Raw genomic sequence first — 15,524 nt, 5'->3', positions numbered from 1 at the left:
CGTTGCCCGGATAAAGCGAAGTCAGTTTCCGATCTTGGCTGGCTTCTTCCACCAGGACAGCGTGTGAACGTCATGCGCGGTCGACCACACACCCTTTGGCGTATAACGTAGCGCACCGCTGCCCGCCGCCGTCCCGACGCGCGCGCGGATCGCCAGCGTTGACGGGTCGATCACGACGAAGGTCTGCCCGGCGGTCGTGCGCAGCCACACCTTGCCGCCGCCCGTATCGATGTCGCCATATTTCAGCGTCGCGTCGACCTTGACGCGACCGGAGACGTTGCCTGTGACCGGGTCGATCCGCGCCAGCGTGCCGTCACCCTGCTCCTGCACCCACACCGATCCTTCGCCGGCGGCAAGGAAGCCGGGTTGTTTGCCGAGCAGCGTCGCCGTGACGACGCTGTTGGTTCGCGGATCGATTTTCTGGAGCGTTTGACGGACCCCGCTGACCACCCAGACCGCGTCGAACCCGAAAGCGAGATAGGAGCTGTCGGCCTCGACCGGAATCGATGCCGTCACGCGGTTGCTGGCCGGGTCGACGCGCGCGACCATGCCCGTTGCATCGCTTGCCACCCATACCGAGCCGGCGCCTGCGACGACATTCAGTTCGCCGTCGGAATGGGCGAGGCCGGTTGCGATCACTGCTGTGATCTTGGCAGTCTTCAAGTCGATCCGGTTGAGCGTCAGATCCTTGCAATCGGCGACCCATAGCGACCCGTCGGTCACCGCCATCGCGCCGCATGGATGCGCCATCGCGACCTCGGCAAGCTTTTTGCGCTTCGACCAGCGCTCGACGCGGCCCCGATTGGTGACCCATACGGTCGCGCCATCGACGGCGATGAAATCCGCGAAACCGGGAACGTTGATGACGCGTTCCTTGGGAACGTTTGCCCAAACCGCGGTTGGCGCAAGACAGGCCCCGATCGTCGCCGCGGCCGCGATATATTTTTTCAAAGTAGCCTTCCGTCGGTCAAACCGCGCGCTTTGCCAGCCGTTCACAGTGCGGCGGAGGCGGATTGGCCTCGCTTGGCTTTCACCTTGGCGATCAGCGGACGTGCCGGGAACAACGTTTGCTCCAAGATCGACAGGCGCTTGCGCTCCTCCTGCCCGACGACCGCCGATTCCCCCTCGCGATACGTGCCGAAGATGCGATCGAGCAGGATCAGCGAATTGCCGTAATTGCAGCGCGTATCTTCAAAGCTCAGCGCGGTGTGATGCAAACTATGGTTGCGAATGGTGGTGAAGAAAAAGGAATACCAGCGGGGCGGATCGCACCGCACGTTCGCGTGCGCGAAGGTCGATATCACGCCCAGCACGTTGAAGGCGCAGAACTGCGCCGCCTGTGGCAAATCGAACAGCGCGACGACGCTCAGGCTGATCAGGAACAGCTCGAGCGGATTGCCGACATAGCCCTTCATCGCGTTGAGCTGCGTGATGTGGTGGTGCGGCGCGTGGGTCGACCAAAAAAAGGCGTTGTTATGCATCAACCGGTGCATCCAATATTGCCCGAATTCGACCAGGAAGACCACCAGCGCGACCTGCAGAAGGAACGGCATGTGCATCGCCCATGGGGTGCTGATGCCGAGCGACTGTTTGATCGCCTTCAGCGGCGTCTCGGCGAGCAAATTCGATGCCCAGGCGATGGCGGTGTAGCCGAGCAGAACATAGAACAGATCGGTCACAAACTCCGTTGCGTTGATCCGCCAGCCGGCATGCCGCTCATGCAGCAATTCCAGCAACTGGACGGTGGCGGTGATCAACCCCCCCACGATCACGATCGACCACGGATTGTTGATCCACGTCCCGGGGCCGAACGCCCAGAACAGGACCACCGCCGCCACCATCGCCGGCGGGATCAGGTCGAACACAGTCTGTTTCACCGAGTTTTCTGCACCAGTCACCATTCGTCTCCTTGGCAGGTTCCTTAAGATGGCGGGGTCGAACTACCAGGTGTATAAATGACGTAGAGACGGAGTCGTCAACTGCCGCGCGCGACATATGCACGCCAGCCACCGAGCGCGGTAATGTCCTCGGCCCCCAGCGTCGCGCGGGGTTCGGCGACGAAGCCCTTGACGCTGCTGCCGTCGGCAAGCGTCACGGTGCCGATCGCGAGCGGCGGCGGCACATCGACGACGAAACTGCCGAATGCGGCGACGTCGAGCTCATAGACTTCGACCAAGATCGCCGCGCCGTCATCGCTGTGCACGAGCGCGGGCTTGGGTGGCACGCTGCCCGCCATTGCATAGAGGCGATAGGTCGGCGCGGTCTGCGTCGCTTCGACGAACACCGCGTCGCGCGACGTCAATTGCCAGTGGAGCGGCATATCCTTCAAATGCGCGCCGACAACGGCTAGCTTCACGGTCTGCATGCGACCCTCCAGGTCCAGGGGTGGGGGCGGGGCGAGACCCGCCGTTTCGAGATAGGCATCGCCCGCCGCCAGCAGCGCGCGGTCGGTCCCGGCCGGGCCGATCAGCGTGATGCCGAACCCGGTCGCATTGTGCCGGGCGCCGGCAGGCAGCGCGATCGCGGCCATGTCGAGCAGATTGACGAAATTGGTATAGGCCCCCAGCGCGCTGTTGAGTGCGATCGGGGCCGCGCGCATTTCCGCCACGCGATAGGTCGTGCCGGTGGTCGGCAGCGCGATCAGGTCGATCAACCCCCACAGCGTATCCGCGACCCGGCGTAGCTCGGCCAGGCGATAGATGCCGTTGAACAAATCAACCGCGCTGACCCCGATCCCGGCCGAGACCACTTCGCGGACGACGGGATCGAGATCGGCTGGATCGGCGGCAAGGACGGCTTCGATCGCGGCGGTACGCTCGGCGACCCAGGGACCACCATACAGCAATTGCGCGGCTTCGTTGAACGGGGCCAGATCGAACTCGACGATCTCCGCGCCGCCGCTGGCGAGCACGTCGAGCGACCGGTCGTACAACCGCTCCGATTCCAGATCGCCGAACCACAGTCGCTGATCGGGCTGGGGCACGCCGATCCGCCGCGCGTCGCGTGGGCGCTCCGGCACGTCGACCGAAAAAGGATCGGCCGGGTCGAAGCCTGCTGCGACCGCATCGACCAGCCGCGCATCGGCGATTGTCGACGCCAGCACGGTTACGCAATCGAGCGTGCGGCAAGCGGGCACCACCCCGCGTGTGCTCCACCGCCCGCGCGACGGCTTCAGCCCGATCAAGTGCTGGAACGCAGCCGGCACGCGCCCGGAGCCGGCGGTATCGGTTCCCAGCGCAAAAGCGACCAGGCCGGCGGCAACCACTACCGCCGATCCGGAACTCGATCCCCCGCTGACGTAGCCGAGATTATAGGCGTTGCGCGGTGCGCCATAGGGGCTGCGCGTGCCGTTCAGGCCCGTAGCAAACTGATCGAGACTAGTTTTTCCGATGCAAATCGCGCCCGCCGCCAGCAAGCGCTCGACCACGCTCGCCGAGGCTACCGGGCGGAACGCGAAGCTCGGACAGCCCGCCGTCGTGTCGATCCCGGCAACGTCGATATTGTCCTTCACCGCGAACGGTACGCCCGCGAGCGGCAGCTGCTCCCCCGCTGCAATCCGGGCATCGACCGCTCGCGCCGACGCGATCAGGGTCGCGTCGTCGAACCGCGCAATCCAGGCCTGTGGCTGCACAGCATCATAGATCGCGAGCCGCGCCAGCACGTCGCGAACGAGATCGACCGCCGAGACGCGACCGCTGATCACATCGGCCGCTATCGCTTGCGCGTTGAGGCGGGTCAGCGCGGTCACGGAGCCCGCTTGAAGGCGAACATCGGCGCGCCGGGCTGGATCGACTGGCGCTCGGCGACATAAGCGGCTTCGATCGTGCCTGCGCACGGCGCTTCGACGGGAAACTCCATCTTCATCGCTTCGATCACCGCGAGGCTGTCACCCGCCGCGACGCGGTCGCCCGGCGCGACCAGCAGCTTCCAGATCACCCCGCCAAAGGGCGCCTCGACGCACTCGGTCCCGGCGGGCAGCTCGATCGTCGTTTCCTGCGCCAGATCGGTACCGCTTTCGGTCAGTGCGGCGACCCGGTCGAACTCGCCGCGCCGCGCCCAGTCCGCCCGCTCGTCATCGAACGCCGCCTGCCGTTGCTCGCGGAACGCGTCGATCCCCGCCGCATTGTCGGCGAGGAAGGCACGGTAATCGGCCAGCCGGAATTCGGTCTCCTCCACCGCAATCGCGCGCCGCCCCAGCGGAAAATCGCGCCGCCATGCGACCAGCTCGTCATGACTGACCGGGAAGAAGCGGATCTGGTCGAAAAAGCGCAGCAGCCACGGCTTTCCGTCGATGAACGCGTCGGTCTGGCGGTGCGTGTTCCATACCTGAATGGTGCGCCCGAACAGTTGGTAGCCGCCCGGCCCTTCCATGCCATAGATACACATATACGCGCCGCCGATGCCGACGACATTGGGCGGGGTCCACGTCCGCGCTGGATTGTATTTGGTGGTGACGAGCCGGTGGCGCGGATCGATCGGGGTGGCAACCGGCGCGCCGAGATAGACGTCGCCCAGCCCCATGACGAGATAGGTCGCGTCGAACACGATCCGCTCGACCGCGTCGACATCGGTGAGGCCGTTGATGCGCCGGATAAACTCGATATTGTCGGGGCACCACGGCGCGTCGTCGCGCACCGCTTCCTCATATTTGGCGATCGTCTCGTAGATCGCGGGATCTTTCCAGCTGAGCGGCAAGTGGATGATCCGCGAAGGAATGGTGAAATCGTCGAGCCCGCCGAGCCGCTCCTCGGCCGCGACCAGCGCAGCGAGCGCCGCCGCTTGGTCGAGCGCGACACCGTCGAAATGCAATTGCAGCGAGCGGATGCCGGGGACGATGTCGATGACGCCCGGCAGCGCCATTCGCTCCAGCTCGATCATCAGCGCATGGATGCGGATGCGCAGTTCGAGGTCGAGCACGATCGGGCCATATTCGACCAGAATGTTGCGGTCGCCCTGCTGCCGATACACCGCGCGCGGTCGCCCATCTGCGGCGGGCAGATCGGCCAGAATGGGTGAGAGCCCAGCAACGTCCACGCATGCGACGATCTCGGCTTCGGCCTGCGGGGCCGCGCCGGCCAGCCAAGCCGTTTGCAGCGCCGCAGCGGTCGCGGCTGCCGCTGCGGTGACGACGCCGAAGCGCACACTGTCGCCGGCGCCAAGCTGGCCGATCTTCCACAGGTCCGCCGCGATCACCACGAACGGACAGACAAAGCCGCCGAGCGACGGCCCGTCGGGACCAAGGATGATCGGCATGTCGCCGGTAAAATCGATCGCGCCGATCGCATAGGGATTGTCGTGGATGTTCGAGGGATGCAGCCCCGCCTCGCCGCCATCCTGCCGCGCCCAATGCGGCTTGGGACCGATCAGGCGAACCCCGGTCCGGTTCGAATTGTAATGGACCTTCCACACCGACGCGGCGAAGGTCGCGATATCGTCGGGTGTGAAGAAATCGGGCGCACCGTGCGGGCCGTAAAGCACGCGCACGGTCCATTCGGTCCCGATCGCGGGCGCGTCCGCAGTGGATAGCGGAGTCGCGGTCGGCGCGTCGCCGAGATGCAGCGTATCGCCCGCCACCAGCCGCCGCGCGGCGTGCCCGCCAAATTCGCCGAGATCGAAGGTGCTGCGGCTGCCGAGATAGGCCGGTATGTCGAGCCCGCCCGCCACCAGCAGATAGCCGCGCACGCCGCCATGCCGCACGCGCCCCAGCGCCAGCGTCTGCCCCGCGCCGACCACGACCGCAACGCCGCGCGTCACCGCGACGCCATCGAGCGTCGCCCCGAAATCGGCACCGGTCAGGCAGATCATCGCATCGGTATTGAACAGCAGCGACGGCCCGGTCGCGGTGATCTCCAGCCCGGCCAGCCCCTCATCATTGCCGAGCAAACGGTTGCCAAGCCGGAACGACAGCGCATCCATCGGCCCTGATGGTGGCACGCCGATCGCCCAATAGCCTTCGCGCCCCGGATAATCCTGCACGCTGGTGGCCGTGCCACCTGACAGCACGCGGATACTGCGCGGGCGGTACACGACCGCTTCCAGCGCGCGCGTCGATACCTGTCCGGACACAAACGCCGGCGTGCGCACGACGTCGCGCAGCCAGCGCAGATTGGTCTCGATACCCGAAATGCGCGTGTCGTCGAGCGCCGCTTGCATCGCGAGCACGGCGGCGGCGCGATCCGGCGCGGTCACGATCAGCTTGGCGAGCATCGGATCGTAGAAGCTGCTTACCTCGACCCCGCTGGCAACCCAGGTCTCGACGCGTGCGTCGGGCGGGAAGGCGGCCTCGGTCAGCACGCCCGATGTCGGACGATAGTCGAGCGCCGGGTCTTCGGCATAGAGCCGCACCTGGATCGATGCCCCGATCGGCGTCTGCGGAGCGGTATCGAGGAAGGATAGGTCGCCCGCCGCCGCCTGGATCATCCATGCGACCAGGTCGATCCCCATCACCTCTTCGGTGACGCCATGTTCAACCTGGAGCCGCGTATTGACCTCTAGGAAGAAAAAGTCGTCGCGCGCCGCATCATAGAGAAACTCGACCGTCCCGGCCGAGCGATAGCGCGCCGCTTCGCCCAGTCGCACGGCGGCGGCGATCAAGCCAGCGCGCGCCGCGTCCGGCAGGTTGGGCGCCGGTGCTTCCTCGACCACCTTCTGGTTGCGGCGTTGGAGCGAGCAATCGCGTTCGCCGAGTGCGACGACGCGGCCCGCGCCATCGCCAAAAATCTGCACTTCGATGTGTCGTGCGCGCTCGACATAGCGTTCGAGGAACACGCCGGCATTGCCGAAGCTCGCCGTGCCCTGTCGCACGACGCCTGCAAATCCTTCGCGTAGCTGGGCATCATCGCGACAGATGCGCATGCCGATGCCGCCGCCGCCTGCCGTCGCCTTCAGCATCACCGGAAAGCCGATCGCGGTCGCCGCCTGCGATGCTGCCTCGACATCGACCAGCAAGTCGGTCCCGGGCGCCAGCGGAATGCCATGCGCGGTCGCCAGCGCGCGCGCGCTGTGCTTCAAGCCGAAGGTGCGGATATTGTCCGGCGTCGGCCCGATGAAGACGATCCCGGCCGCGGCGCAGGCCTCGGCAAAGTCGGCATTTTCGGCAAGGAAGCCATAGCCCGGATGAATCGCTCCGGCCCCGCCGTCGCGCGCGGCGGCCAGGATGGCGGTGACGTTAAGATAGCTCTCGCCAGGCGGGCCCGCGCCGATCCGGATCGCGAGATCGGCCTCGGCCACATGCAGCGACCCGGCATCGGCGTCCGAATAGACCGCGACCGATCGCAATCCCATTATGCGCAACGTGCGGATAATCCGGCAGGCGATCGCACCGCGATTGGCGATCAGGACCGTGTCGAACCTCATGCCGTGACGATCATGCGGACCGGTGTCGGGTTGAAGCCGTTGCAGGGATTGTTGATTTGCGGGCAGTTCGACACGACCACGATCACGTCCATCTCGGCGCGGAGATCGACCGTCAGGCCGGGTGCCGAAATCCCGTCGACGATGCCGAGCGCGCCGTCCGCCTCGACCGGCACATTCATGAAGAAATTGATGTTCGACACCATGTCGCGCTTGCCACGGCCATGACGTGCATTGGCGTCGAGGAAATTATCGACACAGGAATGCTGCGCCTTGGTGTGGTGGCCATAGCGCAAACTGTTGGACTCGCAGGAACAGGCACCGCCGATCGTATCATGATATTCGACTGCGGACGCGGTGATCGTCATCATCACCCGGCCTTCGTTCGACAGGAGTTGGCTGCCGGTGCGCAGAAAGATGTTGGCTTGCGCCGCGATCGTGTCCTGCGCGCTGTAGCGCTCGGTATCGTCGGCCCCTGCATAGATCAGAAAATCGACCGCCTGATTGCCTTCCAGATCGACGATGCGTAGCGACTCGCCCGCATTCACGCGGTGCAACCACGGCGCGCGCGCGGCGACGATTTCGTCATGCAGCACCGCGCCGCTCAAGCCTTCGAGAGAGAGATCGCCCAAGTTCCAGCTCCTAGCGGCGGCAATAATCATCGACGTTGAGAAAGGCGCGGCGTCCCTCCGGCGTCGCGTTGCGGATCGGATCCTGCGCATCGGCCATCGCGCCGCGCCACGCGGTCGCGCGCAGCGGCGTCACGCTCCACGGGCGGGTGTCGAGGACGTGCGGGCAGTTGGCGATGACCACGATCACGTCCATCTCGGCGCGCAGCGTGACGGCGCGCGCCGGTGCGAACGGCCCGAGCACGGGCACGGTGGCACCGTCCGCCGCGATCGTGACGCCCTTGAACAGGGTGATACTGGGGTGGACGTCGCGACGGCCCAGACCGTGTTTCGCCGCCCCGAGCACCAGCCGATCACGCGCATTGGGAAACGCGCCCGAATTGCTGCCATCGCCATACGTCCGCGCATTCGATGCCGCGTTGGACGCACCGCAAAACGCGTCGTGCGTCTCCGCATCGTCGCTGACGATGCTCATCATCACGCGGCCCATGTCGGACAGCAACAGCTTGCCCGTGCCGAGATAGGCGTTCCATTGAATCTTGACCGTATCGGCAACGTTGAGCCGCTCGGTCGGTAGCTCGGCGTTGAACAGCTGGATCGACGCGCAGGCATCGCCGTCCAGATCGATCAGGCGCAGTCGCGATCCGCGGCTCAGCCGACGCGAGGCATAGCCGCCGCCCGCGATCCGTTCCTCCCACAGCACATCCTCGGGCATGACCCCGGCCGGCACATCGTCGGCGACCGGCGGCAGGATCGGCATCGCATCGGCGACGTCGCCTTCCATCGCGCGCGCATGGGCGCGCGCGGCGAGCGGATCGTTCAGCGCAACCATCATGCGGCCTTTCTTGACTTGGCACTTTTGAAGCTGACTTGCTCGTGGAGCGGCGGCAGCAGCGCGGTGGTGGTGAACAGCCGCAATTGCTGAACGCCGCGCACCTTGCGCAACGCATCGCACAGATCGCGCAGCCGGGCCGCCGGTCCCTGCACCAACAACACTTCAAGCGATTGCTCGTCCTCGAGGAAAACGTGCTGAGCGGAAATGACCTCTTTCAGATATTCATGCTGGGTCTGCGCGAGCAATTCGCGCACCCGCCCCATGTTCGAGCGATAGACCAGCGTGATCGTCCCGGCGAGCAGCGCGTCGGGATGCTCCACCTCGCCATGGTCGGCAAGCTCGTGGCGGATCAGCTCGGCGATCATCTGCGACCGCGACGGCAAGCCACGCTCCTGCACCATGACGTCGAGCTGACGGTATAGCTCCGTCGGCAAGCTCATGCTCAATCGGGAAAGGCCCTTCAAAGCAGAATCTTCACTCATGCGACACCCGTCTCAGTTATTATCATTCTCGTCGATCGTAATACTTCTGATCGCCTCAATCTCGGCTTTCACGCGACGATCAAGCACGAGATCATAGACCGCAGTGGCCCCGAAGCGGTGCGGCGCGTGCGGATCGTGCCGCCGCTTGTCGAGCGTCAGCACCCGCGTCGCGAGCGCGAACGCCTCCTCGATATCGTGCGTCACCATAGCGATGGTGAGCGCCTGTTCGCGCCACAATCGTGTGATGAGGCGGTGCATGTCGCCGCGAATACCGGGGTCGAGTGCGCCGAACGGCTCGTCGAGCAACAGGATGCGCGGGCGCTTGACCAGCGCCTGCGCGATCGCAAGGCGTTGCTGCATCCCGCCGGACATTTGCGCGGGAAAGACATGGCCGTTGTCGCCCAGGCCGACAGCCGCCAGCATCGCGTCGGCTTCTTCGAGCGCGGCCCGACGCGCGGCACCGAACAAGCGCCCGGTCAGCGGTGCCGCCGCGCATTCCAGCCCGAACAGCACATTGTGTCGCGCATCGAGGTGCGGAAACACGGAATAGCGCTGGAACACGACGCCCCGGTCGGGGCCGCATTCCGGCTTGAGCGGGACGCCGTCGAGCAGGATCTGGCCGCGGCTGGGCGCTTCCTGCCCCAACAACAGGCGCAGCAGCGTGCTCTTGCCTGCGCCCGACGGTCCGACGATCGACACGAACGACCGCTCGGCGATGTCGAGATTGACGCGTTCCAGCACAATCTTGTCGCCATATTCGACCCAGATGTTGCGGAGGGAGATCATCGCCGTCATCGCGCGCCGTGCGCCCAGGCGAACCCGCGCTGACTGATCTGCCGCAGCACCCAGTCCATGGCGATCGCGAGCAAGGCAATCCACGCCACATAGGGCAGGATGATCTCCATCGACAGATAGCGCCGGACCAGGAAGATGCGGTAACCGAGCCCGACATCCGAGGCGATCGCCTCGGCCGAGATCAGGAACACCCAGGCGGGGCCCAGCGACAAGCGCACCGCGTGGATCAAGCGCGGCATGACTTGCGGCAGGGCCACGCGCAGCGCGAGTTGCCAGCTGCTCGCGCCCAAGGTCTGCGCCTTGATCATCTGTTCCGGCGGGAGCGATTCCACATACGCGGCGATATCGCGGATCATCAGCGGCAGGATGCCGATGACAATCAACGCAACCTTGGCGGATTCGCCAAGGCCGAAGACGATGAACAGGATTGGCAACAGCGCGATCGGCGGGATCACCGCGACCGTCGTCACCAAGGCCCCAAAGGTCGCGCGCATGAGCGGGATCAGCCCCAAAATCAGTCCCGCGATCAGCGCCCACAGTGTCGAGATCGCCAGCCCCAGCCCGAGCCGCTCGAGGCTGGCAAAGGTGTCAGACCAGAACAGGCGCTCGCCCGTCATGACATCGGGTTCGATGACCAGCGCCCGCATCGCGGCGATCATCGCGCCCGGCGTCGGCAGGATCTTGTCGGCTGGATTGAAGGCGTGGCGACTCGCCGACGCCACCAGATAGGCGAGGACCAGCAGGATCAGCGGTGCCGCGCCCAGCAGCGCCGTCGTGCGCCGCGTTGGCCGGATGTTGACCAGTCGCACGCTGCGGCCCGTCCTACAGCTTGCCGTCGGCAGCGAGCTGCATGAAGGTCGGGTCGAAGCGCAACTTCACATTGCCCGCCTGGCCCAGCGTCTTGCCCGCCGGGAAGGACATGCCGATCGCATCGGGCGATTTCGCGCCCGGACCGAATAAGCCCTTGGAGAAGCTGAAATCGCGCACGCGCGTCATGGTCGTGATCAGCGCGGGGTCGGCGGCGGCGGCAACGCCTTCCTTTGGCGTCGCATAGAGATGTGTTGTGGAGAGCTGCGCGTCGAACGAGGCGGCGGTCGACCCCGCCAGTTTCGCCATTGCGGCACGCGCGGCTTTTCCGGCGGCATCCTGCTGCTGCATTAGCGTAATCGTCTCGTACCAAATCCCCGCAAGCGCCTTGCCGAGATTGGGATTGGCCGCGAGCGTTGCCTTGTCGACCACGAGCAGATCGAGGATTTCGCCGGGAATCTTCGATGAATCGAACGCCAGCACCGCGCCGGGCGCCTTCTTCATTTCGTTGAGCTGCGGGTTCCAGGCGACCGCCGCCGTGACGATCGGTGCAGCGAAGGCCCCGACGATATCGGCATCCGCGGTGTTGACCGTCTTCACGTCCTTCAAACCGAGTTTGACCGTCTCCAGACCGCGCGCGAGCAGATAGTGCGACACCGACAGCTCGACCAGATTGACCGTTCGGCCCTTAATGTCCGCAAGCGACGCCGCGTTCTTCAAAACAACGCCGTCATTTCCGTTGGAATAATCGCCGATGATCACCGCACTGGTGTCCTTGCCGCCCGCCGCGGGAATAGTGAGCGCGTCCATATTGGTGACCGTCACACCGTCGAGCTTGCCCGCGGTGTATTGATTGACCGATTCGACATAGTCGTTGACTTGTATGATCTCGATTTTGAGCCCGTATTTGTCGGCCCACTTCTTCACGATCCCGGCTTGCTGCGCATAGGGCCAGGGCATCCACCCGGCATAAATCGACCAGCCGATCTTGAACTCGGTGCGCCCCTTGGGCGCGCCTGCGGGCTGCGAACACGACGGTAACAGGAGCGCCGCCACCACCATCGCAGCGAGTCGAGCGCCGGTGCGAGTCTTGGGAAACCAGTGCGCCATCATCGATTCTCCAGAACGGCTGCTGTGTGTGCCAAGGGTCAAATACGACAGAATAATATTACGTTTGATCCAATCCGTAATAACCCTTACTTGTGTCGACGGGCGAGCGCCATCTTTTTGTGCACTGCGTCAACGATGGGTAGGGAGACACCAAATGTCGGCTGGGTACCGCTTCGCAGCTTTTTCGCTGACGTTTTCCCTCGCCGTGAGCGCGCTCGTTCCGTCGTCCGCGGGAGCAACCAAGCGTCCGCATCCGTTCGCGCACTGGATCGACGGCACGACCCCGGTCGAGCCGCAGACACAGGTGCAACGCTATGACCGCGACACCTTCGTCATCCGGCAATCGGTACGCACCAATTTCGAAGCGCCGTTCCTCTATGTGTTGTTCGGTCGCGATCGCGCGTTGCTGATCGACACCGGCGCGGGCGGTCTGGCGATTCGCCCGGCGGTCGACGCGGTAATCGCGCAGTGGCTGGCCGAGCATCATCGCGCGTCGATCCCGCTGATCGTGGCGCACTCGCACAGCCACGGCGATCATCATCAGGGGGACAGCGAATTCGCCGCGCGGCCCAATACGACCGTGATCGGGCTGAAGCCCGAGGACGTCGCGAAATTTTTCGGCGTGGCGCACTGGCCCGACGATATCGCCGCCTATGATTTGGGTGGGCGCATGCTTTCGATCATTCCGACGCCGGGGCATGAACCAGCGCACATCATGGTCTATGATCCACGCACGCAACTCCTGTTTTCGGGCGACATGCTCTATTCCGGGCGGCTGTATGTCCCGACCGATCAGTTCGCGGCGTTCGTGGCGAGCGCCGACCGCGTCGCCGCCTTCGCCAAAACCCACCGGATCGCGCTGCTGCTGGGGACGCATATCGAGATGACCAACACCGCCGGCAAAGACTATGCGATGCAGGCGGCGACGCACCCCGACGAACACCCGCTCGAATTGCCGGCGTCGGCGGTGCCGCGACTGCAGGCGGCCGTCCACCGCGTGGCGGCTGCACCCGCGCTCGCGAATGAAGGCGATTTCATCGTCTACCCGCGCCCGCCACGGCCACATTCCTGATGGCGTCGCGCTTGCCGCATTGCGACCGGCCAGCGGGCAGCGCGTGGTGATGCGCGACCGCCGCCGCCCCGTCGAACCCGCGAGCGATGCGCAGCAGAATCGGCTGGCCGAGACGAACGCCGCGCATGCCGCGACCGTGGCCGCGCTGGAAAAGGCCAGGACCGCCGCCGAAACCGCCAATGCCGCCAAGACACGCTATCTGGTCGGGGTCAGCCACGAAATCCGCTCGCCGTTGAACGCGATCTATGGCTATGCGCAATTGCTCGAACGCAAGGGCGCAATCGACCCAGTCGATGCCGCGCGGGTGATCCGCCGATCGTGCGAACATCTCATCAACATCGTCGATGGGCTGCTCGATATCTCGCGGATCGAAAGCGGCGTTCAGAAGCTGAACCGCGACATCGTACCCCTGCCGGAGTTTCTCGAGGCGATCGTGGCGTTGGTGCGGGTCGAGGCGGAGGCGAAGGGGCTGAACTTCGACTATGCCGCCGCACCCAATTTGCCGACGCACGTCCGCGGCGATGAAAAGCGTTTGCGCCAAGTCTTGGTCAATTTGCTGTTCAATGCCGTCAAATATACACCAAGCGGGACAGTCACGCTGAAAGTCCGTTATCGCGGCTTGATCGCCGAGTTCGAGATTTCGGATACCGGCATCGGCATTGCGCCCGAAGACATCGAGGCCATCTTCGAACCGTTCAACCGCGGCAGTTCGGACGTGGCGCTCAGCCAGCCCGGCACTGGACTGGGTCTCGCGATCACGCGGGTGTTGGCCGAGGTCATGGGCGGGGATGTGTCGGTGTCCAGCACGGTCGGCACGGGCAGCGTGTTCCGGCTACGCCTGATGCTCGCCGAGGTCAGCAACGCGCCGACACCGACGGCGCGACGGCGGTCGATCACGGGTTATACCGGTCACCGCCGTACGATCCTGCTCGTCGATGACGATCCGGCGCAATTGACCGTGCTGCAAGGCTTGTTGCAGCCGTTGGGCTTCGCTGTCTTTGCGGCATCGGGCGGTGAGGACGCGATCGCCTTGGCCGCGCGCTGCGCCCCCGATCTGGTGTTGCTCGATATCCAGATGCGCGGCCTGACCGGGTGGCAGGTCGCCAAGCAGCTGCGCGCGCTCGATCAGGGACATCGGTTCAAGATCCTGATGGTGTCCGCCAACGCTCAGGAATTCGCCGCCGGTGGCGACGGCGCGGCCGCGCATGACGGTTTCGTGCTGAAGCCGGTGGAACTGGACGCGCTGCTCGACGCCGTCGCCGGCCAACTCGGCATTGCGTGGGACGCGGACGAGCCGGGCACGCGCACAACACCGGGGCCGATCGCGAATCTTGACGGTGCATCGGCGAGCCTTGCGCAATTGCGCCATCTTGGCCGGATCGGGCATGTCCGCAATATCGCTGCGGCGCTGGATGGGCTCGCGGCCGAATTTCCCGCCAGCGTAACGCTCGTCGAACAGTTGCGCGGGCATCTGCGCAGCTTCGATCTCAAAGCCTTTCTCGCCCTTTTGGACAAATATGGCTGACGCGCCGCGCCATCCGCCCGGGCCCACCATTTTGGTCGTCGACGATACGCTCGAATCGCTGAGCTTCCTGACCGCCGCGCTGGAGGGGGCGGGGATGACGGTAGTGGTCGCCAGCGACGGTACCGCTGCGCTGCAATCGCTGGCGCTGTTCGTGCCCGATCTCGTCATCATGGATGCGATGATGCCGGTGATGGACGGCTTCGAGACGACGCAGCGGATCAAGGCCGATCCGCGTCTGCCGCATGTCCCGGTGATCTTCATGACCGGGCTGACCGAGACTGAGCATGTGGTTCGCGGCTTGGCCGCTGGTGGCGTCGATTACATCCATAAACCCGTTATCGTCGAAGAATTGCTCGCGCGGATCCGAGTCCATCTCGATAATGCGCGCATCACCAAGGGTAGTCAGGCAGCGCTCGACCAGAGCGGGCGGTCGTTGCTGGCGCTCGACCGCAACGGCGCAATATCGTGGTCGACTCCGCAAGCGATGGCGATTCTGGTCAGGCATTTCGGAGACGCAGGCCTGCCCGACGCCTTTATCGCCACGCTCGTTCAGCTGTGCGGCAGTGGTGACCATCGCACCGTGCGACAGGCCATTTCCGGCGGCGATCTCGAATTCACGTTGCTTGGACAGGGCGGATCCGATCCGTGGCTGTTTCGGATTGCCGAGCTGCTCGACGGCGCGGAACAACGCGTGTTGGCCGCCCGCCACGGTCTGACCGATCGCGAGGCCGAAGTGCTGCTGTGGATCAGCCGTGGCAAGGCGAACCGACAGATCAGCGAAATCCTGGGGATCAGCCCACGCACCGTCAACAAGCATCTCGAACAGATTTTCGAAAAGATGGGGATCGAAAATCGCGCTTCCGCCGCCGTCGCAGCGGTAAGAACACTGACCAATTGAGCCGATGATTCCTCCTCC

General features: G+C 64.9%; 13 protein-coding genes. 3 read left to right on the top strand and 10 right to left on the bottom strand.

The genetic code is table 11. The annotated features are described in order from the left end of the window. Positions 1-21: 21 nt before the first annotated feature. The 10 genes from IEV62_RS05835 to IEV62_RS05790 form a co-directional block, all read right to left on the bottom strand. Entirely contained in the window at positions 22-951 is a 930-nt protein-coding gene (locus IEV62_RS05835) for a Vgb family protein (RefSeq protein ID WP_373868556.1), read from the bottom strand. Positions 952-992: 41 nt separating this feature from the next. Then, on the bottom strand, positions 993-1,901 hold the full coding sequence (locus tag IEV62_RS05830) for a sterol desaturase family protein (protein ID WP_188445928.1): 909 nt from the start codon (positions 1,899-1,901) through the stop codon (positions 993-995). 74 nt (positions 1,902-1,975) lie between these two features. Continuing rightward, positions 1,976-3,748, bottom strand: coding sequence for an allophanate hydrolase (atzF, locus tag IEV62_RS05825; RefSeq protein WP_188445927.1), 1,773 nt, complete (start codon positions 3,746-3,748; stop codon positions 1,976-1,978). After that, entirely contained in the window at positions 3,745-7,356 is a 3,612-nt protein-coding gene (gene uca / locus IEV62_RS05820; protein ID WP_188445926.1) for an urea carboxylase, read from the bottom strand. Before uca ends, atzF begins: the two co-directional genes overlap by 4 nt. Further along, positions 7,353-7,985 carry an urea amidolyase associated protein UAAP2 gene (locus IEV62_RS05815; protein WP_229732842.1) on the bottom strand — a complete coding sequence of 211 codons (633 nt, stop codon included), beginning with the start codon at positions 7,983-7,985 and terminating at the stop codon, positions 7,353-7,355. Before IEV62_RS05815 ends, uca begins: the two co-directional genes overlap by 4 nt. A 10-nt stretch (positions 7,986-7,995) precedes the next feature. Further along, entirely contained in the window at positions 7,996-8,814 is an 819-nt protein-coding gene (locus IEV62_RS05810; RefSeq protein ID WP_373868558.1) for an urea amidolyase associated protein UAAP1, read from the bottom strand. After that, on the bottom strand, positions 8,814-9,299 hold the full coding sequence (locus tag IEV62_RS05805) for a CopG family ribbon-helix-helix protein (protein WP_188445923.1): 486 nt from the start codon (positions 9,297-9,299) through the stop codon (positions 8,814-8,816). The genes IEV62_RS05810 and IEV62_RS05805 overlap by 1 nt, the downstream gene beginning before the upstream one ends. A gap of 12 nt (positions 9,300-9,311) precedes the next feature. Then, a complete protein-coding gene (locus IEV62_RS05800; protein WP_188445922.1) occupies positions 9,312-10,094 on the bottom strand; it encodes an ATP-binding cassette domain-containing protein in 783 nt (260 codons plus the stop codon). Next, on the bottom strand, positions 10,091-10,903 hold the full coding sequence (locus tag IEV62_RS05795) for an ABC transporter permease (protein WP_188445921.1): 813 nt from the start codon (positions 10,901-10,903) through the stop codon (positions 10,091-10,093). Before IEV62_RS05795 ends, IEV62_RS05800 begins: the two co-directional genes overlap by 4 nt. 13 nt (positions 10,904-10,916) lie before the next feature. After that, positions 10,917-12,011, bottom strand: coding sequence for a putative urea ABC transporter substrate-binding protein (locus IEV62_RS05790; RefSeq protein WP_188445967.1), 1,095 nt, complete (start codon positions 12,009-12,011; stop codon positions 10,917-10,919). A gap of 205 nt (positions 12,012-12,216) precedes the next feature. Here IEV62_RS05790 and IEV62_RS05785 point away from each other — a divergent pair, with 205 nt between their 5' ends. From IEV62_RS05785 to IEV62_RS05775, 3 genes are read left to right on the top strand one after another with little or no spacing between them, the layout of a single operon-like run. Further along, entirely contained in the window at positions 12,217-13,083 is an 867-nt protein-coding gene (locus IEV62_RS05785) for an MBL fold metallo-hydrolase (protein WP_229732841.1), read from the top strand. Then, the gene (locus tag IEV62_RS05780; protein WP_229732840.1) at positions 13,034-14,608 is read left to right on the top strand and encodes an ATP-binding response regulator; all 1,575 of its coding nucleotides are present in this window, start codon (positions 13,034-13,036) and stop codon (positions 14,606-14,608) included. Before IEV62_RS05785 ends, IEV62_RS05780 begins: the two co-directional genes overlap by 50 nt. Beyond that, on the top strand, positions 14,601-15,506 hold the full coding sequence (locus tag IEV62_RS05775; protein WP_188445919.1) for a response regulator: 906 nt from the start codon (positions 14,601-14,603) through the stop codon (positions 15,504-15,506). The genes IEV62_RS05780 and IEV62_RS05775 overlap by 8 nt, the downstream gene beginning before the upstream one ends. The last annotated feature ends 18 nt before the right edge of the window (positions 15,507-15,524 follow it).

It is taken from the genome of Sphingomonas psychrolutea (genome assembly GCF_014636175.1).
In the GTDB taxonomy this organism is placed as follows: Bacteria; Pseudomonadota; Alphaproteobacteria; order Sphingomonadales; family Sphingomonadaceae; genus Sphingomonas; species Sphingomonas psychrolutea.
This window is presented reverse-complemented; position numbering and strand designations above follow the sequence as displayed.

Excerpts from the sequence above, each read along its gene's own strand:
- IEV62_RS05830 (WP_188445928.1), bottom strand. The coding sequence starts at position 1,901 with ATGGTGACTGGTGCAGAAAACTCGGTGAAACAGACTGTGTTCGACCTG.
- IEV62_RS05780 (WP_229732840.1), top strand. The coding sequence starts at position 13,034 with ATGAAGGCGATTTCATCGTCTACCCGCGCCCGCCACGGCCACATTCCT.
- uca (WP_188445926.1), bottom strand. The coding sequence starts at position 7,356 with ATGAGGTTCGACACGGTCCTGATCGCCAATCGCGGTGCGATCGCCTGC.
- IEV62_RS05810 (WP_373868558.1), bottom strand. The coding sequence starts at position 8,814 with ATGGTTGCGCTGAACGATCCGCTCGCCGCGCGCGCCCATGCGCGCGCG.
- IEV62_RS05800 (WP_188445922.1), bottom strand. The coding sequence starts at position 10,094 with ATGACGGCGATGATCTCCCTCCGCAACATCTGGGTCGAATATGGCGAC.
- IEV62_RS05775 (WP_188445919.1), top strand. The coding sequence starts at position 14,601 with ATGGCTGACGCGCCGCGCCATCCGCCCGGGCCCACCATTTTGGTCGTC.
- IEV62_RS05805 (WP_188445923.1), bottom strand. The coding sequence starts at position 9,299 with ATGAGTGAAGATTCTGCTTTGAAGGGCCTTTCCCGATTGAGCATGAGC.
- IEV62_RS05790 (WP_188445967.1), bottom strand. The coding sequence starts at position 12,011 with ATGGCGCACTGGTTTCCCAAGACTCGCACCGGCGCTCGACTCGCTGCG.